Origin of the sequence: Glutamicibacter sp. 363 (genome assembly GCF_052379505.1) — a bacterium.
Classification (GTDB): Bacteria; Actinomycetota; Actinomycetes; order Actinomycetales; family Micrococcaceae; genus Glutamicibacter.
Map to the genome: position 1 here is coordinate 94,185 of NZ_JBQSYR010000001.1, position 20,439 is coordinate 114,623.

At 62.7% G+C, this 20,439-nt stretch carries 17 protein-coding genes; 11 read left to right on the top strand and 6 right to left on the bottom strand.

Annotation, left to right across the window (positions count from 1 at the left end; all coding sequences use genetic code 11):
• Positions 1–2 precede the first annotated feature (2 nt).
• Positions 3–1,472, top strand: coding sequence for a class I adenylate-forming enzyme family protein (locus tag ACT3UA_RS00485; RefSeq protein ID WP_096285108.1), 1,470 nt, complete (start codon positions 3–5; stop codon positions 1,470–1,472).
• Entirely contained in the window at positions 1,469–2,641 is a 1,173-nt protein-coding gene (locus tag ACT3UA_RS00490) for a thiolase family protein (RefSeq protein ID WP_217990359.1), read from the top strand. Before ACT3UA_RS00485 ends, ACT3UA_RS00490 begins: the two co-directional genes overlap by 4 nt.
• Positions 2,642–2,752: 111 nt before the next feature.
• Here ACT3UA_RS00490 and ACT3UA_RS00495 read toward each other — a convergent pair whose 3' ends face one another.
• Genes ACT3UA_RS00495 through ACT3UA_RS00515 form a run of 5 tightly spaced genes read right to left on the bottom strand, consistent with a single transcriptional unit; the run spans position 2,753 to position 7,442 of the window.
• The gene (locus tag ACT3UA_RS00495) at positions 2,753–3,097 is read right to left on the bottom strand and encodes a metal-sulfur cluster assembly factor (protein WP_096285112.1); all 345 of its coding nucleotides are present in this window, start codon (positions 3,095–3,097) and stop codon (positions 2,753–2,755) included.
• A 13-nt stretch (positions 3,098–3,110) separates the two neighbouring features.
• On the bottom strand, positions 3,111–3,869 hold the full coding sequence (sufC, locus tag ACT3UA_RS00500) for a Fe-S cluster assembly ATPase SufC (RefSeq protein ID WP_096285114.1): 759 nt from the start codon (positions 3,867–3,869) through the stop codon (positions 3,111–3,113).
• Between the two features lie 47 nt (positions 3,870–3,916).
• Positions 3,917–5,197: a Fe-S cluster assembly protein SufD gene (gene sufD / locus ACT3UA_RS00505; protein WP_444615306.1), complete on the bottom strand. Its 1,281-nt coding sequence runs from the start codon at positions 5,195–5,197 to the stop codon at positions 3,917–3,919.
• Positions 5,198–5,199: 2 nt separating this feature from the next.
• Positions 5,200–6,660 carry a Fe-S cluster assembly protein SufB gene (gene sufB / locus ACT3UA_RS00510; protein WP_096285118.1) on the bottom strand — a complete coding sequence of 487 codons (1,461 nt, stop codon included), beginning with the start codon at positions 6,658–6,660 and terminating at the stop codon, positions 5,200–5,202.
• Positions 6,657–7,442: a helix-turn-helix transcriptional regulator gene (locus ACT3UA_RS00515; RefSeq protein ID WP_096285120.1), complete on the bottom strand. Its 786-nt coding sequence runs from the start codon at positions 7,440–7,442 to the stop codon at positions 6,657–6,659. Before ACT3UA_RS00515 ends, sufB begins: the two co-directional genes overlap by 4 nt.
• 188 nt (positions 7,443–7,630) lie before the next feature.
• On the opposite strand from ACT3UA_RS00515, the gene ACT3UA_RS00520 reads away from it, so the two are divergent.
• The 3 genes from ACT3UA_RS00520 to ACT3UA_RS00530 are packed head-to-tail and all read left to right on the top strand — an operon-like array spanning position 7,631 to position 10,381.
• Positions 7,631–8,587 carry an ABC transporter ATP-binding protein gene (locus tag ACT3UA_RS00520; protein WP_096285122.1) on the top strand — a complete coding sequence of 319 codons (957 nt, stop codon included), beginning with the start codon at positions 7,631–7,633 and terminating at the stop codon, positions 8,585–8,587.
• The gene (locus ACT3UA_RS00525) at positions 8,584–9,345 is read left to right on the top strand and encodes an ABC transporter permease (RefSeq protein WP_096285124.1); all 762 of its coding nucleotides are present in this window, start codon (positions 8,584–8,586) and stop codon (positions 9,343–9,345) included. The genes ACT3UA_RS00520 and ACT3UA_RS00525 overlap by 4 nt, the downstream gene beginning before the upstream one ends.
• 28 nt (positions 9,346–9,373) lie before the next feature.
• Positions 9,374–10,381, top strand: a complete 1,008-nt coding sequence (locus tag ACT3UA_RS00530) for a COX15/CtaA family protein (protein ID WP_255248394.1) — start codon at positions 9,374–9,376, stop codon at positions 10,379–10,381.
• Positions 10,382–10,764: 383 nt separating this feature from the next.
• Here the strand turns inward: ACT3UA_RS00530 and ACT3UA_RS00535 are convergent, their stop codons facing one another.
• A complete protein-coding gene (locus ACT3UA_RS00535; protein ID WP_096285128.1) occupies positions 10,765–11,742 on the bottom strand; it encodes a heme o synthase in 978 nt (325 codons plus the stop codon).
• A gap of 699 nt (positions 11,743–12,441) precedes the next feature.
• Between ACT3UA_RS00535 and tkt the strand changes: the two genes are divergently transcribed.
• Genes tkt through pgl form a run of 6 tightly spaced genes read left to right on the top strand, consistent with a single transcriptional unit; the run spans position 12,442 to position 20,438 of the window.
• Positions 12,442–14,544: a transketolase gene (gene tkt, locus ACT3UA_RS00540; RefSeq protein ID WP_096285130.1), complete on the top strand. Its 2,103-nt coding sequence runs from the start codon at positions 12,442–12,444 to the stop codon at positions 14,542–14,544.
• Positions 14,545–14,561: 17 nt separating this feature from the next.
• On the top strand, positions 14,562–15,665 hold the full coding sequence (gene tal / locus ACT3UA_RS00545; protein ID WP_096285132.1) for a transaldolase: 1,104 nt from the start codon (positions 14,562–14,564) through the stop codon (positions 15,663–15,665).
• Positions 15,666–17,240: a glucose-6-phosphate isomerase gene (locus ACT3UA_RS00550; protein ID WP_096285134.1), complete on the top strand. Its 1,575-nt coding sequence runs from the start codon at positions 15,666–15,668 to the stop codon at positions 17,238–17,240.
• Positions 17,241–17,249: 9 nt separating this feature from the next.
• Entirely contained in the window at positions 17,250–18,770 is a 1,521-nt protein-coding gene (gene zwf, locus ACT3UA_RS00555) for a glucose-6-phosphate dehydrogenase (RefSeq protein WP_444615307.1), read from the top strand.
• The gene (locus ACT3UA_RS00560; RefSeq protein ID WP_444615308.1) at positions 18,767–19,708 is read left to right on the top strand and encodes a glucose-6-phosphate dehydrogenase assembly protein OpcA; all 942 of its coding nucleotides are present in this window, start codon (positions 18,767–18,769) and stop codon (positions 19,706–19,708) included. The genes zwf and ACT3UA_RS00560 overlap by 4 nt, the downstream gene beginning before the upstream one ends.
• A complete protein-coding gene (gene pgl / locus ACT3UA_RS00565) occupies positions 19,698–20,438 on the top strand; it encodes a 6-phosphogluconolactonase (RefSeq protein ID WP_096285140.1) in 741 nt (246 codons plus the stop codon). The genes ACT3UA_RS00560 and pgl overlap by 11 nt, the downstream gene beginning before the upstream one ends.
• The last annotated feature ends 1 nt before the right edge of the window (position 20,439 follow it).

Genomic DNA, 20,439 nt, shown 5'->3' on the forward strand with positions numbered 1-20,439 from the left:
CCATGAATCTCGCCAGCCAGCTGCAGCATCACGCGCTCACTCGTCCAGATCACCCGGCCGTAATCAGCATTTCCCAGGTAATCGATTACGCAACCCTGTACGCCTCGAGCCACGATTTGGCTCAGGCATTGCAGCGGGATCCACGCATTGGCCGTCGCGTAGGACTCTACTGCTCGGATCCAGTCGCATTGGCCATAGGATTCCATGCTTGTCTGCTCGCCGGGGTGAGCGCCATGATTCTCGATCCGACCTGGCCTGCCGAAAAGCTGAAGACCACGCTCACGCAATTCGGGTCTCCGAAGGTCCTAACGGATCAGCCCGGTGAAGCGTCGGTGACAGAGCTTGGCCACACGGCTCTAGGCGTGCGCAAGGTATCGGATCCCAGCCATGCGCTTGCGGACCTGGCCACACAGGCCGGCTCCGACTCCGAGCTTTTGCTCATCTTCACCTCCGGATCCACCGGCAGCCCCAAGGCAGTTGTTCGCACCCGCCATTCATGGGAGCAGTCCATCAGCCGGTGCGCGGGGATTCTCGGGGCCAGCGAAGATTCCACAACGCTTGTTCCCGGTCCGCTCGCTCATGGCCTCGGCCTATATGCGCTGGTTGAATCGGTCGCGCTCGGCGGCACCCTAGTGGCACCGGGACGTTGGCAGGCCGGGCACGTTCGGCGACTATTGCAGTCAACCAGCTGTAACCGACTGGTTGCAGTTCCTTCGCTCGTGCGGTTGCTGCTCCAGCAGATTCCACTCCAGCGGCTCTCCGGGCTGCGTCACGTGGTCACCGGCGGCGAAGCCCTGAGCCTGGATCTGGCCCAGCAGATCCTACAGCTCTCGAAAGACGTAGATTGCATCGAATACTTCGGCAGCAGCGAGCACAGCCTGATTGCCTACCGCCAGCGCAGCCTTGAAGAAGCCGAGGAGAGCCCTTTCATTGGGACGCTCTTCGACGGAGTCCGGGCACATTTGCATGCACAGAATGGCACCGACGGGACAGGTCGGCTCATGATTCGAAGTGCCTTCAACGCCATCGGTTATGACCCGCAGGGCTCGGGCCAGCTAGAACGCTGCGAGGAAGCGACCGGAATCGGAGATATTGCCCGCTTGCTACCCGGTCAACGTATTCAAATCCTTGGCCGCGGCGGCGAGATGATGAACATCAATGGAAACAACGTCTATCCTGCGGAGATCACCAGAGCGCTCGAAGCGGCAGGCTTGAGGCAGTCGCTCGTTCTGGCGCACCGCCTGGCCCACGGCAAGACGGTGCTGACCGCCTATGTGCAACTTGCTCTTCACCAGCCACTGCCCGATCCATCTTCGGTCTTGCAGGTACTCCGCGAGATTCTGCCCGTTTACAAGATTCCCCACGACGTAGTGTTTTTGCCTTCTTGGCCACTGACCGCCAGCGGCAAATGCGATATTCAAACTCTTCCAGCACCAACAACATCCGGACTGAGAAAGCTGCGCTTGCGATGAATGAAGCCTTGATCATAGCCGCCAGGCGCACGCCAGTGGTGCGCTCAAATAAGGAATTCGCTCGTCTCGGAGCCGACCAACTACTGGGCAAGGTCTTTGACGCCTTGTTGGAGGACACTGGAATCTCCCCCGCTGACGTGGACCACGTCTTCGCGGGAAACGCGGCAGGACCCGGCGGAAACATTGCGCGCGTCGCAACGCAGGTTTCTCGGCTGCCTGACTCCGTGCCGGCGACTACCCTCGATGCCCAATGCGCGAGCGCGTTGGAGGCAATCGCAGCGGCAGCCAGAATGGTGCGCTGCGGCGAGGCACGGGCGGTGATCGCTGGTGGTGTCGAATCGGTATCCACCGCACCTTGGCGAATGGAGAAGAATGGGGATCCCGCTTCTCCGCCACGGATCTATTCGCGCGCCCGTTTTACCCCGCACCCGCAAGCCGACCCGGAAATGGGTGTGGCCGCGGAGAACATCGCCGCACAGTTCCAGATCTCCCGCACCGCCCAGGACGAGTTTGCCCTACGCAGTCACCAACGCGCGGTGCAAGCGCAGCAAGCCGGACGCTTCAACCAGGAAATCGTGCCGATTGGCACTCCTTCGGGAGTGGTCCAATCCGATACCTGCCCACGCGAGGGATTGTCGGCCAAGAAACTAGCCTCCTTGCGTCCCGCGTTCGTTCCCGGCGGTACCGTGACGGCAGGCAATTCATGCCCTATAAATGATGGGGCCGCAGCGGTGTTGGTTGTCGATGCAGAGCATTATGCACGACTTGACGCACGGTTTGCCCTGAGATATCTAGGAACCGGCACCGGGGCCTGCGACCCACAAATCCTTGGCATGGCAGCGGTGCCCGCGTATCAAAAGCTTGCGCAGCTGCTCGGCGTCGACCGGCTAGGCAAGGCGGAACTCATCGAGTTCAATGAGGCGTTCGCCGTCCAGGCCTTGGCTTGCCTTGCAGAGCTAGGAATTGGCGCCTCAACGGTTAACCGTGATGGCGGCGCGCTTGCCTTGGGACACCCCTACGGTGCCAGCGGGGCTTTGCTGGCCACCCGGCTCTTTTGGCAGGCACGGGCCACCGCACGCGGCGATGAACTCTGTCTGGCCCTCATGGCCGCCGCCGGTGGCACCGGTACGGCGATGGCTTTTGAATCGGTGTACACACAGCCCGACTAAAACCATCGGGCCAGGGACGGGGCTACAACCAGCGCAGATTCAACAAGCGGATTAAGAAAAGGCACCTTTCGAATCTTGAAAGATTCGAAAGGTGCCTTTTGGCTCTACAACTTAGATGTTGAACCCAAGGGCTCGCATCTGGTCGCGACCATCGTCGGTAATGCGTTCCGGACCCCAAGGCGGCATCCAGACCCAATTCAAACGATGCTCGTCGACAACGCTTTCCATCGCTTGGGCGACCTGCTCCTCGATAATATCGGTGAGCGGGCAAGCCGCGGTGGTCAGGGTCATGTCGAGAATAAGTGCGCCGTCTTCCGCGTACTTCAGACCGTAAAGCAGGCCCAAGTCGACGATATTAACACCGAGTTCCGGGTCAATGACGTCCTTGAGCGCCTCCTCTACGTCTTCCAACGGAGTCGTAGCGGCTCCCGTGCTCTGTTCGGTTGATTCACTCATGGAATTTACCTTACTAGGCCTTGACGTTGAGGAAGCGGTCGTAGCCTTCGTCTTCCAAACGATCTGCAAGTTCCGGGCCACCCTGCTCAGCGATGCGACCGTCAACAAACACGTGCACGTGGTCTGGCTTGATGTAGCGCAGGATGCGAGTGTAGTGGGTGATCAGCAAGGTGCCCATCTGGTTATCATCCTGAGCGCGGTTGACGCCCTCGGACACGGTCTTCAACGCGTCAACGTCGAGGCCCGAGTCGGTCTCGTCCAAGATGGCGAACTTAGGCTTGAACAGTTCCATCTGCAGGATTTCGACGCGCTTCTTCTCGCCGCCGGAGAAGCCTTCGTTGACGTTACGGCCAGCGAAGTCCGCATCGATCTTCAGCTTCGCCATGGCTTCCTTGACGTCCTTGGTCCAGGTACGCAGCTTCGGAGCTTCGCCGTCGATTGCGGTCTTGGCGGTACGCAAGAAGTTGGTCATGGTCACGCCGGGGACCTCGACTGGGTACTGCATGGCCAGGAACAGACCGGCCTTGGCGCGCTCGTCAACGCTCATCTCCAGCACGTCGACGCCATCAAGGGTAATCGAACCCGAGGTGACCTTGTAACGTGGGTGGCCGGCGATGGTCGAGGCCAAGGTGGACTTGCCCGAGCCGTTGGGGCCCATGATTGCGTGGGTTTCGTTGGTGTTGATGGTCAGCGAAACACCCTTGAGAATTTCCTTCTCACCCTGCTCGGTGTCGATCGAGACGTGCAGGTCTTTGATTTCCAGAGTAGACATACGTCGTTCCGTTTCTATATCTAAAAGGCTGGTAGAACCGGCACTACCTAGAGGGTAGTGGTTGCCAATTCTTCTTCGATGGTGTCGGTCAGGCGCTCCTGGAGCTGCTCATCACCGATCTGCTGGACGATTTCGTTCAGGAAGCCACGAACCACCAAGCGGCGTGCGGTCTTCTCATCGATACCGCGAGCCATCAGGTAGAACAGGTGCTCGTCGTCGAAGCGTCCGGTGGTGGAAGCGTGTCCGGCACCGTCGATCAGGCCGGTCTCGATTTCCAAGTTAGGCACCGAGTCGGCACGGGTGCCGTCGGTGAGCACCAGGTTGCGGTTCGCCTCGTAGGAATCGGTTCCCACGGCAGCCTTCCGGATCAGCACGTCGCCAACCCAGACGGTGTGCGCGTTCTTACCCTGCAAGGCACCCTTGTACAGCACGTTCGACTTGCAGTTCGGTACCGCGTGGTCGACGAACAAGCGGTGCTCCAAGTGCTGACCGGCGTCGGCGAAGTACAGGCCGTAGAGCTCGATCTCGGCGTGCTCTCCGGCAAAACGAGCCGAAGGGTTCACGCGCACCAGGTCGCCACCGAAGGTGACCACGATGTGCTTGAAGGTTGCGTCCTTGGCCACCGAGGCCTGCTGCGAGGAAGCGTGGATTGCATCCGATTCCCAAGCCTGCAGCGAGACAACGCGCAGACGAGCGCCCTGGCGCACATCGAATTCGATGTTCTGCGCCAGCACTGCCGAGCCTACGTGGTCGATAACGACCATGGCTTCGGAGTTCTCCTCTGCCACGATGATCAAGTGCTGAGCCGCTGGATCCAGCGACTCACCGGTGATGCGCAGGACGCTCTTCACATCGTCGGCGTTAGCCGGGATGGTGAGCACCTGTGCGCCGTTGGAGTACTTCCAGCTGTTGGCCGACACGCGGTCATCAGGGGTGAAGGCGTTGCCGCGGATCGCGTCGTCTGCCGCGACGGTGCGCAGCGAGACGTTTTCGGAACCGGTCAGTTCAACCTTCGGTGCCTTGCCGGTCAGTTCAGCGGTGTGCAGGCCACCGATGCGCTTGAGCGGGGTGAAGCGCCAGTCTTCTTCGCGTCCGGTCAGCTTCGGGAAATCCTCGACGTTGAAGCTGGTCAAACGACCGGCACGTGAAGAATCCGTCACACCTTCGCCGCCGCCGTGGCTGTGGCTCTTGGCCGAGTCGCCGGCAAGTGGGGAGGTGGCGCTGTCGTTCAATGGCGAAAGGTTTTCGCCCTCTTCTGTGAAGCCCGGGATGGAGGGGGCGCCAATGCGCGCCTTCTCATCGGGAATCTGAGTAGTGGTCTCGGACATTCTTAGCCGACCGATCCTTCCATCTGGAGTTCAATAAGGCGGTTCAGTTCCAGCGCGTATTCCATTGGAAGTTCACGGGCGATTGGCTCAACGAAGCCACGCACGATCATCGCCATTGCTTCGTCCTCGGCCAGGCCGCGGGACTGCAGGTAGAACAACTGTTCTTCGGAAACACGGGAAACCGTTGCCTCGTGGCCCATGGTCACGTCATCCTCGCGGACGTCGATGTATGGGTAGGTGTCCGAACGCGAAATCTGGTCAACCAGCAGCGCGTCACACACGACCGAGTTCTTGGTGCCCTTGGCACCCTCGCGAACCTGAACCAGACCGCGGTAAGCGGAGCGGCCACCGTTACGGGCCACCGACTTGGCGACAATGGAGCTGGAGGTGTTCGGAGCGATGTGAACCATCTTCGAACCGGTGTCCTGGTGCTGGCCTTCGCCGGCGAAGGCGATGGACAGGGTCTCGCCCTTGGCGTGCTCGCCGACCAGGTAGACAGCCGGGTACTTCATGGTGACCTTGGAACCGATGTTGCCATCGACCCACTCCATGGTGGCGCCCTCTTCGCAGACGGCACGCTTGGTCACCAGGTTGTACACGTTGTTCGACCAGTTCTGGATCGTCGTGTAGCGGACGCGGGCGCCCTTCTTCACGATGATTTCCACGACTGCCGAGTGCAGCGAGTCCGACTGGTAGATCGGCGCGGTGCAGCCCTCGATGTAGTGGACGTAGGAGTCCTCGTCGGCGATGATCAAGGTGCGCTCGAACTGACCCATGTTTTCCGTGTTGATACGGAAGTAGGCCTGCAGCGGGATCTCCACGTGTACGCCCTTGGGGACGTAGACGAACGAGCCACCGGACCAGGTCGCGGTGTTCAACGAAGCGAACTTGTTATCGCCCGCCGGGATGACCGAGCCGAAGTACTCCTTGAAGATGTCTTCGTGTTCCTTCAACGCGGTATCCGTGTCGAGGAAGATGACGCCCTGGGCTTCGAGGTCTTCACGCAGCTGGTGGTAGACAACCTCGGACTCGTACTGAGCGGCTACGCCGGAAACCAGACGCTGCTTTTCAGCCTCTGGAATGCCCAGCTTGTCGTAGGTGTTCTTGATGTCTTCGGGCAGGTCCTCCCACGTGGTGGCCTGCTTCTCGGTCGAGCGAACGAAGTACTTGATGTTGTCGAAGTCGATGCCCGAGAGGTCTGGACCCCAGGTAGGCATTGGCTTGCGGTCGAAGTACTTCAAGCCCTTCTGGCGCAGCTCCAACATCCACTCAGGTTCTGACTTGAGGTTGGAAATGTTGGCTACAACATCGGCGTCAACGCCGCGACGTGCATTCGCACCCGCGTCGTTCTTGTCTGACCAGCCGTATTCGTAATTACCGATTCCGTGGAGTTCGGGGTTCTTCTCCAGAATATCGGAAATTACACCTGGGTCGGCAGACTCCTGTGCAATCTGATCCGTCATCGCGGCCTCTCCTGCTTCGTGAACTTAATTCGAGTTCTCTTCTCAGCGCGTATTGGCGCCTTTCCGCGACCCACAGGGATGTGGGTCGTGCACACATGTCCACCGCCGGCCAGCGTCGACAGCCTTCTCACGTCGACACCGACCAGACGGGCAAACATTTCAGTTTCCATGTCGCAAAACACCGGAAACTCGCGTGCCAAATCTTGTATGGGGCAGTGCCCCTGGCACAGCTGAACGCTGCGCATTAGTGCTGTTGAAACCTTCGCTTCAACCTTGCGGGTGTAGCCAACGAAGCCGTCGGAGCTAAGCAATTCGCTGAGCTTCGCCGCCCGTTCCTCCAGCCCTTCAACACCGTCTAATGCTTTCGCATAGCGGCTTTCCATCGTCGCGAAGCGGTCCTGGGCGAATTTGCGAATCGCATCTTCTCCCGCCGCGTCCCCCAGCACTTTAAGTGCCTGGGTGGCGATATCCAGGTAGTCATTGCCCAGTTTCGCCTGTCCCCGGTGCGAAAGTACGTACCGACGGGACGGACGGCCTGCGCCCGACTTCTGGTTGGCTACCAGCTTCACCTCTACCAGTCCGGTTTTGGACAAGGCATCGAGGTGACGCCGAACCGCCGCGGGCGTGAACCCGAGCTTGGTGCCAAGCTCGGCCGCACTAACCGGTCCATCTTCAAGGACTGCGTTCAGAACTCGGTCTCGCGTGCGCTCCTCAGTATCCCCAACCGCGTCAACCGTAGTGCCAGTTGTGGTACTAGCTGTGTCTGAATTAGATGAATACACAACATAAGCATGCCTATATTTTCAGCGTACGTCTAGTAAGGAAGGACTTACTAAGGTAGAGCTTGTCACCTTGTGAATCTCGCGGATTTTCTCTTCCGCTACAACCATCATCCTCCGCACGCAAACCTAATTCGAGTCTTCGTGACAAAGGACTCAGGGCCCTTGACTTCGACATGACGTAGAATGCTGTGGTGTCTTCAGTTACTCCCAGCCTCATCATCAATGAGCTGAGCAAGGATCTGGGACCGGTTCCTGCGCTGAATAATCGCATGCTCAGGGTCCTGGATTCCGTCTCCCTCAAAGCCTTCCCCGGGCAGGTCACCACGCTTCTCGGCTCCAATGGCGCCGGCAAATCAACGACCCTCGCCTGCGCCCAGGGGCTTATGCGCCCGGAAAGCGGAACGGTGCAATTGCTCGGCCAGGATCCCTACGGGGACAATCCAGACCTCCGCTCGCGTGTCGGCGTCATGCTGCAGGACGGCGGGCTGCCACCCTCGATGCGCCCGGTTCCCTTGCTGCGCCATGTCGCGGCCATGTACAAGAACCCAATAGATATTAACGCGCTGATAACGCGTCTAGATCTCGAATCCTTCGGCAGCCGCACCATCCGCCGGCTTTCCGGCGGCCAAAAACAACGCATCGCCCTGGCCCTGGCGCTGGCCGGGGACCCGGAGGTCCTGTTCTTGGACGAGCCAAGCGCGGGACTGGACCCGCAGTCGCGCCAAGTAGTTTTCGACCTGATCAGCGAACAGCGCGACGCCGGCAAGGCGATCGTGCTCACCACCCATCTGATGGATGACGCGCAACGCCTCAGTGATTACGTGTACATCATCGACAAGGGCCGCACCGTTGCGCAGGGCACCGTCGCCGAATTGACGACACTGGCCGCCGCCGAACATGAGACCCGCCCGGTGAGCTTTGGGGCGGCACCTGGCCTCGCGCTACCGCACCCGCCGGCAGGCCTGCACTTGAGCGAAACGGCACCCGGCGAGTACCACCTGACCGGAGTGAGCGCCGCGGAGCATCTGCACTGGCTCACCAGCTGGTGGGCACGCGAGGGAATCCTGCCTAAGCATATGAATCTGCAGGCACGCAGCCTCGAAGATGTTTTTCTGGAATTCGCGCAAAAGGAGGAACCGGCATGAGCCAGACAGCCGCCAAATCCAACGCGGTTTCCACGCCCAAGCGCATCGCGCTCCAGGGCAAATACGAAACGATCATGATGCTCAGCAATGGCGAGCAACTGGTACTCGCGGTGGTGCTGCCTATTATCGCCTTGTTCGGTCTCACCTTTACCGATTTGCTCGAAGGCGTTGCCCCGCGCAGCATCGATGCAGCCGTCCCCGGCGTATTGGCCCTGTGCGTGATCTCCACGGCCTTCACTGGCCAGGGCATTGGAACTGGCTTCGACCGCCGCTATGGCGTGCTGCGGATGTTCTCCACTACTCCCCTGGGAAAGACCGGATTAATCTTCGGCAAGGTCATTGCGGTGCTCACCGTGCTGGCCATCCAGGTAGTCCTCATCACCCTTGTGGCCTTGCTGCTCGGATGGGAGCCAAACCTGTTTGGAATCCTTCCGGCGATCCTGTTCTTGCTTCTCGGGGCAGCGGCCTTCACCGCCCTGGGGCTGTTGATTGCCGGCACAGTTCGCCCCGAAGCCACATTGGCAATCACGAATTTGGCGTGGATCCTGCTCGCCGGAGTGGGCGGGGTGCTCTTCCCGCTGAGCATGGCGCCGCATTGGATCCAGCCGACCCTGGACGCCTTGCCCTCTGCCGCACTCGGCGATGCGATGCGCTCGGCGCTCATAGAAGGCCGGTTCAGCATCGCGAGCGTGATCTTCTTGGTGCTTTGGGCCGCAGCTGGTTCATTTGCTGCCATCAAACTATTCAAATGGAACTAACCAGAACACCAATGAAGGGGAGATTTCCATGTCTTCAGACCTAGCTAAACGAAGCTGGGCTTCCAGGATGCTCGCCAAGATCGGTGACCTCTTCGGAATCATTGTCGCTGCCGCCAATACATGGCTAGGCACTATGCCGCCGAAGGTCACCGGCATCGTCCACGGCCTGGCAATCGCCTCCTTGGTTTCGCAGATCGGGATCATCGTGACCGGCGGTGCGGTGCGGCTGACCAAGTCCGGGCTCGGCTGCTCCCACTGGCCTAACTGCGTCCCGGGGTCGATGACTCCGGTTCCAGAAATGGGTTACCACGGGCTGATCGAGTTCGGGAACCGCCTGCTGACCTTTGTCCTGCTTGCCATCGCGGTGGCGTTCTTGATTTCGATCTGGAATATGCGCAAGAGCCACCCTTCGATCTTCAAGCTCGCAGTGGTGCTGCTGGCAGGCATTCCGGCTCAAGGCGTGATCGGCGGCATTACCGTCTGGACCGATCTGAACCCCTGGGTAGTTTCCCTGCACTTCATACTCTCGGGCACGCTGGTGTGCCTGGCCACAATCCTGGTCAACCGAACCCGCCGCGAGCTGAAACATGACATCACCCCGCCAACGACGAAGACCATTGGGCAATTCGCGACCGCCGCTTGGGTCCTGTCGATGCTTGCCGTCATCATGGGAACGATCGTAACCGGAACCGGTCCGCACGCCGGGGATGCCACCGCTCCCCGGCACCTCTTCGACCCCTTGCTGGTCACGCGCATGCACACCGCCCCGGTGTACCTGCTCGTCCTTGCCACGGTGATCGTCTTGGTACTGGCCTACCGCACCGGAGGCAACGCCAAGCTCCGCGCAGCCAGCTGGTGGCTGGTCGTCGTTATTGCCTTGCAGGCGGCCCTGGGTTACATCCAGCACTTCACCGGTCTACCTATCGGCTTGGTGCTTCTGCACATGCTCGGTGCGAGCCTGCTGATGGTCGCCTCCACGAACCTGTGGGATCGTGCGGCCAGACTGCCGAAGAGCGAGCGCGTCGAGCAGCACTAACAACGGACTCGGCATGGCAAAAGGCTGGAAACCACTTGGTTTCCAGCCTTTTGCCTTCCCATATGGGCTAGCGCATGTTGTGCGAAGCAGGCTCTCCAGCAGCCCCTAGTGCAGCAGCACATAGCGCCCGAAGGCAGGGACCAGTCCCCCGGACAGCCACCAGAGCGGCGACGAGCATTCCTCCGTCGAATGCCGCACCGTAGAATGAATCGCCGCGTAATTGAGCGCGGCCAGTCGGAAATCTCCGTTGAGCTCCACCGATGGCAAGCACCTGCGGGAGCAGCATCAGGGGCACTCGATCAGGGGCACTCGGGTCGAGTCCGTCCAAGGAGACAAAAATCCCCGCCTCCAACTCAATGGAAGCGGGGATTTCAGAGTATTACTTAGCCAAACAGCGGGCTGCCGACGAACGGGTCAATGGCCAGCGCCAAGAACACGATCGATAGGTAAGTGATCGAAATATGGAAGACCTTCATGGCCTTGCGATTCATCTCAGCAGGGCTGTGATCGCGCTGAGCCTCGCGGTAGAGCACATGTGATTCGTAGACGAACCAAACGCCTGCCCCGCCGGCGATCGCGGTGTAAACGATGCCCGCATATCCCATGGGCAGCAGCAGCAGGGAGCAGACCACCGTGGCCCAGGCGTAGAGAACTACCTGCACCGACACACGGCGGGCATTGGCGATCGCTCCAAGCATCGGCACCGAGGCGGCGTTGTAATCATCTGCATACTTCATGGACAGTGGCCAGTAGTGCGGCGGGGTCCAAAGGAAAATCACCAGGAATAGGATGATCGCCGGCCATTCCACGGTCTCGGTGACCGCCGCCCAGGCGATAAGGACCGGCATGCAACCGGCAATGCCGCCCCAGACGATGTTCTGCGAGGTGCGGCGCTTGAGGATCATCGTGTAGAGAACTACGTAGAGAAGGATCGCGGCAAGTCCCAGGGCCGTGGCCAGCGGATTGGTGCCGAACCAGAAGACAACGAGCGATGCGATCGCCAAGACCCAAGAGAAGATCAGGGCCTCGCGCGGGGTGACGTCACCGGTAACCAAAGGCCGCCCCTTGGTGCGCTTCATCAACTTATCCATGTCGCGATCGAGGTAGCAGTTGAATGCGCTTGCCGCGCCGGCGGCCATGGCACCGCCAAGAATGGTAGCAACCATCAACCAGACGGCGGGGAAACCGCGCTCTGCGAAGATCATTGTCGGCAAGGTGCTCACCAGGAGCAGCTCTACGACGCGAGGCTTGGTGAGCGCCAGATAGGCACGGGCCTTGCGCTTGGCAAAATCCCCAGCATTTTCGTCAGGTTGGCGCGATGAGCGCGGTACTAACGATCCGGCGACGCTAAGAGTCTTCAATTAAACGCACTCAGTTCTACACGGGTACAAGACAGACACCACTTATTCTACGACGAATAGAACTCGGACGGTAGTTGCTTGATGTAAGTATTCATGGCCAACCGCGTGATTCCGGTCATCTTTACCCCTCTGCCATCCTCGGGGTGCAGCCTCGCATACTCCGTAACGCTGGGCCGCAGCCACTAGCCGGCACCCGCGTCGAGCGGCAGCACCGCCACCCCGGCCCGAAAGCAACAACCCCCAAAGTTTGTGAATCACAGAACAACAACAACATAACATTGTAGGGCAAGGGGTTTCCCAAGCTTCAAGCACAACCTCACCTGGATGGCCAAGGCTCTCCGCGCGATAACCATTTCCCCACGACCCTCAAGCGAGCGCGGCATGGCATTCGCGCACCGCCGGAGCGGCGGAGAGAGGCCCAAATCAACACCGCGTGTCGTTGCCGCATCCCGGGCCACGGGAGGCTCGCCCTCCGGTTGTGACCTCGGCAATGTTCGATGGGTCAAAGATTGATGCAAAATGTGCGTGTCATGTTTGTTCAACCCATACAGTCATAGAGCGATTCGCGATACAGTGGACACTAATCGCGCCGTCGCCACCTAATACCCCAAAAAGCTCGACTACGGGTAGCAGGGTCGACGGCGTATTGCGTGTCAGCGGGATAAACCCCGTCCAAGCCTGAATGGAAGGAACGCCGCAGTGGCGATTGAATCCTTAGTAGAAGAGTTCTCACTTACCGAGTTGGATCGTAAGGCCATCGACACCACTCGTGTCCTGGCAGCCGACGCAGTAGAAAAAGTTGGCAACGGCCATCCCGGTACCGCCATGAGCTTGGCTCCGGCTGCGTACCTGATCTTCCAGAAGCACCTGCGTCACGACCCGAAGGATCCGAACTGGATCGGTCGCGACCGCTTTGTGCTCTCCCCCGGTCACACCTCGCTGACCCTCTACCTGCAGCTCTTCCTCTCGGGCTACGGCCTGGAGATGGAAGATATCGAAGCGCTGCGCACCTGGGGCGCGAAGACTCCGGGCCACCCGGAATACGGCCACACCGCCGGCGTAGAGATCACCACCGGCCCGCTGGGCCAGGGCCTGGCCTCGGCCGTTGGCTTCGCTTACTCCCAGCGCCGCATGCGCGGCCTGCTGGATCCGGCAGCAGAAGCCGGCACCAGCCCGTTTGACCACACCGTGTACGTCATCGCCTCCGATGGCGACCTGCAGGAGGGTGTCACCTCCGAGGCCTCCTCGCTGGCTGGCCACCAGGAACTGGGCAACCTTGTCGTTATCTACGATGACAACAAGATCTCCATCGAAAACGACACCGACATTGCGTTCACCGAAGACGTGCTGGGCCGCTACGACTCCTACGGCTGGCACACCCAGCGCGTGGACTGGACCGTGACCGGCGAATACATCGAAGACATGCATGCCCTGGACGCCGCAATCCGCGCCGCCAAGGCCGAGACCTCCCGTCCCTCGATGATCGCGCTGCGCACCATCATCGGCTGGCCTTCGCCAACCAAGCAGAACACCGGCGGCATCCACGGTTCGAAGCTCGGCGGCGAAGAAGTCGCAGGGCTGAAGAATGTCCTGGGCTTCGACCCTGAGCAGTCCTTCCACATCGATGAGGAAGTACTCGCCCACGCCCGCGAGGTAGTGACCCGCGGTGCGGAGCTGCACGAGTCGTGGAACGAGACCTTCGAAGCGTGGAAGCGCGCCAACCCCGAAGAGGCAGCGCTGCTTGAGCGCCTGCAGGCAGGGGAACTGCCGGAGGGCTGGACCGAAAAGATCCCGACCTTCGAACCAGGTTCCACCATGGCTACGCGCGCCGCTTCGGGCAAGGTCATCAACGCGATCGCCGATGAGCTGCCGGAACTGTGGGGCGGCTCCGCGGACCTCGCCGGTTCGAACAACACCACCATCGCCACCGCGAAGTCCTTCGCACCCGAGCGCCGCTCCACCGATTCCTGGGATGCCAGCCCCTACGGCCGGGTGCTGCACTTCGGCATCCGCGAGCACGCCGCCGCGTCGATCGTGAACGGCATCGTGCTCTCTTCCCCGACCCGCGCGTTCTCCGGAACCTTCCTGATCTTCTCGGACTACCAGCGTCCGGCCATCCGCCTGGCCGCCTTGATGGGCATCCCGTCGATCTTCGTCTGGACCCACGACTCGATCGGCCTGGGCGAGGACGGCCCGACCCACCAGCCGGTGGAGCAGCTCGCTTCCTTGCGCATCATCCCGAACTTCGACGTCGTCCGTCCGGCCGACGCCAACGAGGTCGCCTACGCCTGGCGCGGCATGCTGGAGTTGACCGGCACCCCATCGGGTATCGTGCTCTCCCGGCAGAACCTGCCGATCTATGACCGTTCGGCGCCAGGCTTCCGCGGTGCCGAAGGCACCCTGAAGGGCGGCTACATCCTGGCCGAGGCCGTCCGCGAGGGCGCCGAGACCACCCCGGATGTCATCTTGCTGGCCACCGGCTCCGAGGTCGAGCTGGCCGTCGAAGCCCGCGAGGCACTGGCCGCGAAGAACATCGCCGCCCGCGTCGTCTCGCTGCCGAGCTTCGAGTGGTTCGCCAAGCAGGACGCCGCTTACCGCGAAGAGGTGCTCCCGGCGGCCATCACCGCCCGCGTGTCGGTGGAAGCCGGCGTAGCCCAGGGCTGGCGCGAGCTGGTCGGCGCCGCAGGCGAAATCATCTCCCTGGATCACTTCGGTGCATCCGCAGACTACAAGAAGCTCTACAGCGAATTCGGGATCACCACCGATGCAGTTGTCGCAGCCGCCGAAAAAGTTGTTAAGTAAAGGAACTGGCACACATTATGAGTAACCCAAATACCCAGGCCCTGTCCGACGCCGGCGTTTCGATCTGGCTGGACGACCTTTCCCGCGAGCGCCTGACCAGCGGTTCGCTGGCCAAGCTCATCGAAGAGCAAAACGTCGTCGGCGTGACCACCAACCCGTCGATCTTCGCCGCGGCACTGACCAACGCAGCGGTCTACGGCGAGGCCATCGCCGAACAGCGCCACAAGTCGGTCGAAGACGCGATCACCGAGATCACCAGCGACGACGTTGCCGCCGCCTGCGATCTCTTCCGCCCGGTCTACGACTCGAGCAACGGCTTCGACGGCCGCGTGTCCATCGAGGTCGACCCGCGTCTGGCCCATGACACCGCGCAGACCATCGTCCAGGCCAAGGCCCTGCACGAACGCGTAGCCCGCGAAAACGTGCTCATCAAGATCCCCGCCACGCTGGCCGGCCTGGAGGCCATCACCGAAACCATCGCGGCGGGCATCAGCGTCAACGTCACGCTGATCTTCTCGCTGGAACGCTACCGCGAGGTCATCAACGCGTACCTGATCGGCCTGGAGAAGGCCAAAGCCAAGGGCTTGGACCTGTCCAAGATCCACTCGGTCGCCTCCTTCTTCGTCTCCCGCGTGGACTCGGAAATCGACAAGCGCCTGAACGCCATCGGCACCGAGGCGGCACTGGCACTGCGCGGCCAGGCCGGTGTGGCCAACGCCCGCCTGGCCTACCAGGTCTTCGAGGAGACCTTCGCCTCGGCACGCTACGAAGCGCTGGCAGCCTCCGGGGCCAATGTGCAGCGTCCGCTGTGGGCTTCGACCGGTGTGAAGGATCCTGCCTACCCATCCACCCTGTACGTCACCGAACTGGTGGCACCGCAGACCGTGAACACCATGCCGGAAAAGACCCTGGAGGCCACCGCCGCAGAGGCCGAGGTCCGCGGAAACGTGGTTTCGGGCAGCTACGCCCAGGCCAACGGCGTGCTCGACGCGCTCGCGGCCCAGGGCGTGGACTACAACGAGGTTGTGTCGCTGCTCGAGGTCGAAGGCGTTCAGAAGTTCGACGTCGCCTGGAACGAACTGCTCGAGGACATGTCTGTGGCTTTGAAAGAGGCCAAGTAGATGGAGTTGGGCTTAGTTACTTCCGGCGCGGCCCTCGCCTCGGTCGACCGGCTGCTTCCGCAGCTCATCGAGGCTAAGGTCGGCAGCCGCATCGCCGGCCAGGACCCCACCGTGTGGGGTGCCGAGGCCGAAGCCGAGTCCGCCATGCGCCTGGGCTGGACCCAGCCCTTCGAAGCCGCCGCAAAGCTGCTTCCGCAGATCCTTGAGCTGCGCGAGCAGCTGCTGGCCGAGGGCCTGACCCGGATCGCCCTGTGCGGCATGGGCGGCTCCTCGCTGGCACCCGAGGTGATCGCCGCGCATGACGAGGTTGACCTGGTCATCTGCGATACCACCGACCCGCAGATGGTTTCCGAGATCGTGAACACCGAGCTGGAGCGCACCGTCGTGGTCGTCGCCTCCAAATCGGGGTCCACCGTGGAAACCGATTCGCAGCGCCGCGCCTTCACCGCGGCCTTCGAGGCCGCCGGCATCGATCCGGCTACCCGGCTGGTGCTCGTCACCGATCCGGGTTCCCCGATGGACAATCCCGAAGGGGTGCGCGCGGTCTTCAATGCCGACCCGAATGTGGGCGGGCGCTACTCGGCGCTGACCGCCTTCGGACTGGTGCCTTCGGGCCTTGCCGGGGCCGATATCGAAGCGCTGATCGAAGAGGCCGGGTTGATCTCGGACCTGCTCAGCGGCGACGACGAGGACAATATTGCGCTGCACCTGGGCGCCGCGCTGGTTACCGCCGGCCGCGACAAGCTGGTGATCGCGGAAATCGGCGACGCCCTGCCGGGCTTCGGGGACTGGGCCGAACAGCTCATCGCCGAATCCACCGGCAAGCTCGGCAAGGGAGTGCTCCCGGTGGTGGCCCACGCGGACGCGCCCGAGCTGGAGCAGGTGGCCGCCGATGTGCTGCCGCTCTACCTGCACGAGCAGCTGCCCGCGGAAATTGATGAGGAGGCCACCGCGATCCACCTCAGTGCACCGCTGGGCACCTCGTTCATGATCTTCGAGTACGCAACCGCCGTGGCCGGCTACCTGCTGGGCATCAACCCGTTTGACCAGCCCGATGTCGAGGCCGCCAAGATTGCCGCGCGCTCGCTGCTCGACGCGCCGACCGCCGGATCCCCGGATGCGGTGGACGGCAGCGTCGAGCTGTTCGGCACGCAGGCCGCCGATCTGGCCGGCGCGCTCGATGCGCTGACCGCGCAGCTGGGCGAGGATGGCTACCTGTCCATCCACGCCTACCTGGACCGCCACGGCGACAAGGATCTGGAGGCGCTGCGCGACCTGCTGGCCGAACGCACCTCACGTCCGGTGACCTTCGGCTGGGGGCCACGCTTCTTGCACTCCACCGGCCAGTACCACAAGGGCGGCCCCCGCCAGGGGGTCTTCCTGCAGGTGACCGCGAACCACGAGCAGGACCTGGAGATCCCGGGCCGCGCCTACAGCTTCGGCGGTTTGATCACCGCCCAGGCTACCGGCGACGGTGCGGTGCTCGCGGACGCCGAACACGGCCGTCCGGTGCTGCGCGTGAATCTAACCGATCGCGCCGCGGGTATCGCGGCGCTGCTTGAGGCTGCGAGCTAAGAACAAAATATGAGCAATCCACTTCGCGACGCCCGCGACCGGCGGCTTAACCGCATCGCCGGTCCGGGCGCGCTGGTGTTCTTCGGAATCACCGGCGACCTGGCCCGCAAAAAACTGATGCCCGCGGTCTATGACCTGGCCAACCGCGGCCTGCTACCCCCGAACTTTGCCATCGTCGGCTTCGGCCGCCGCGACTGGTCCGCCGAGGACTTCGCCAACCAGGCCCGCGAATGGATCCTGGCCAGCGCGCGCACCCCGTTCAACGAGACGGTGTTCGACCAGCTGGCCTCCGGAATGCGTTTCATCTCCGGGGCCTTCGACGACGACAACGCCTATGAGCAGCTCTCCGCCACCCTGGACGAGCTGGCCGATTCGCGCTCCACCGGACGCAACCACGCCTTCTACCTGTCCATCCCGCCTAGCTGGTTCGACGTGGTCTGCCAGAAGCTCTCCGAGCACAAGCTCGCCAAGGATGAGAATCCCGGCTGGGAGCGCGTGGTCATCGAGAAGCCCTTCGGCCACGACCTGGAAAGCGCCCGCGAGCTCAACGAGATCGTCGAGTCGGTCTTCCCGCCCGATGCGGTATTCCGCATCGACCACTATCTGGGCAAGGAAACCGTGCAGAACCTGCTGGCCCTGCGTTTCGGTAACCAGATGTTCGAGCCATTGTGGAACAACAAGTACGTGGACCACGTGCAGATCACCATGGCCGAGGATATCGGCATCGGCGGGCGCGCCAGCTACTACGACGGGGTGGGCGCGGCCCGCGACGTCATCCAGAACCACCTGCTGCAGCTTTTGGCGCTGACCGCCATGGAAGAACCCATCTCCTTCGACGCCGATCACCTGCGCGCCGAAAAGGAAAAGGTGCTCACCGCGGTGCAGCTGCCCGAGGATCTCGGGGCCGCCAGCGCCCGCGGCCAGTACACCTCCGGGTGGCAGGGCGGCGAAGAGGTGGTCGGCTTCCTCGACGAGGAGGGCTTCAACCCGAAGTCCAAAACCGAAACCTACGCGGCGGTGCGGCTGAACATCAACACCCGCCGCTGGGACGGGGTGCCCTTCTACCTGCGCGCCGGAAAGCGCCTGGGACGCCGCGTCACCGAGATCGCGGTGGTCTTCAAGCGCGCACCGAACCTGCTGTTCACCGACCACGCGGACGACGAATTCGGGCAGAACGCCTTCGTGATCCGCGTGCAGCCCGATGAGGGCGCGACCATCCGCTTCTCCTCCAAGGTGCCCGGCACCCAGATGGAGATCCGCGACGTGACCATGGACTTTGGCTACGGCAACGCGTTCACCGAGTCCTCCCCGGAGGCCTACGAACGCCTGATCCTCGACGTGCTGCTCGGCGAACCGCCGCTGTTCCCGCGCCATGAAGAGGTCGAGCAGTCCTGGCGCATCCTGGACCCATTCGAAGACTACTGGGCCGCACAGCCCGAACAGCCAGATCCCTACCTGCCCGGCTCCTGGGGCCCGGCCAGCGGCGATGAGCTGATGGCCAAAGACGGAAGGACGTGGCGACGACCATGATGATCGATCTTCCCAACACCACCACCTCGAAGGTGGCCAAGAAGCTGCTCTCCTCGCGCCGCACCCACGGTGTGGTCGCCCTGTCCCGGGTGCTGACCCTGGTGGTCATCACCCGCGAGGGCTTCGCGGAGAACGCCATCGAGGCGGCCAACCTGGCCAGCCGCGAACACCCCTGCCGCATCATCGTGGTGGTGCGCGGCTCGGAGAACGGCGAGAACCGGCTCGACGTGCAGATCCGCGTCGGCGGGGACGCCGGGGCCTCCGAGGTCATCGTGATGCGCACGCACGGCCCGGATATGGCCGCCGACGAGGCGCTGATCTCCGCGCTGCTGCTGCCCGACGCGCCGATCGTCGCCTGGTGGCCGCACGGGGTCCCGGCCGACCCGTACAACACCGCGCTGGGCAAGCTGGCGCACCGGCGGATCACCGACTCCAACGAGACCAAGGATCCCACCGAGGCGCTCTTCCAGCGTGCGAGCACCTACCGGGCCGGGGACACCGACCTGGCGTGGACCCGCATCACCCTCTGGCGCGCCCAGCTGGCCAGCATTATCGATTTGATCGGCACCGAGGGCCTGAGCGGAATCACCGTGAAGGGTTCGGAGAACTCTCCGTCCACCTCGCTGCTGGCAGCCTGGCTGACCATGGCCTTGGACGTCCCGGTGACCATCGCGGCGGATAAGTCCACCGGCGGGCTCTCCAGCGTGCGTCTGGCTCGTGAGGATGGCGACGTGGAGCTTTCCCGTCCCTCCGGAGCCGTGGCCCACCTCTACCTGCCGGGCAGCGCGCCGCAGCGCATCTCGCTGCCGCGCCGCTCGGTGGCCGAATGCCTGGCCGAGGAGATGCGCCGCCTGGACGCGGACGATGTCTTCGGCGAGGTCATCACCCGCGGGCTGAACCTGACCAACCTAAGGAGCATCATTCCCAGTGATCGCTAGACAGATTGTCATCCATGAAGACACCGCCGCCACCGCGCACGGGGTCGCAGCCCGGCTGATCACCTCCATCGCCGATGCGATCGCCGCCCGCGGGGTCGCCCACGTGGTGGTGACCGGCGGCACGCTGGGCATCGCGGCGCTGGTGGCCGTGGCGCAGAACCCGGCGAAGGCTTCGGTGAATTGGTCCCAGGTGCACTTCTGGTGGGGAGATGAGCGCTTCGTCGCCGCCGGCAGCACCGATCGCAACGCGGTGCAGGCCGAACCGCTGTTCGCCGCCCTGGACGAGCTGGGCCTTGACCGCGGCACCGTCCACGTGATGGGTGACAGCGACGCCTACGCCAGCGCCGAGGACGCGGCGGCCGCCTACACGCAGCTGCTCGCCGAGGAGGCCGGCGACGGCGCGGCGAACCCGGTCTTCGACGTGCTGATGCTCGGCATGGGCCCGGATTCGCACGTCGCCTCGCTGTTCCCGGACCACACGCGCTCCACCGAGCTCGGGGCGATCGCGGTGCACGACTCCCCCAAGCCGCCACCGCACCGGGTGTCGCTGACCATGAGCACCATCAACACGGCCCGCGAGGTCTGGCTGCTGGTCTCCGGCGCGGAGAAGGCGCCGGCCCTGGCCGCCGCCCAGCACGAGGTCAACGAGGCCAAGGTGCCGGCAAGCGCCGTGCAGGGCACCGAGGCTACCCGCTGGCTGATCGACCGCAGCGCCGCGACGCTGCTCTAAG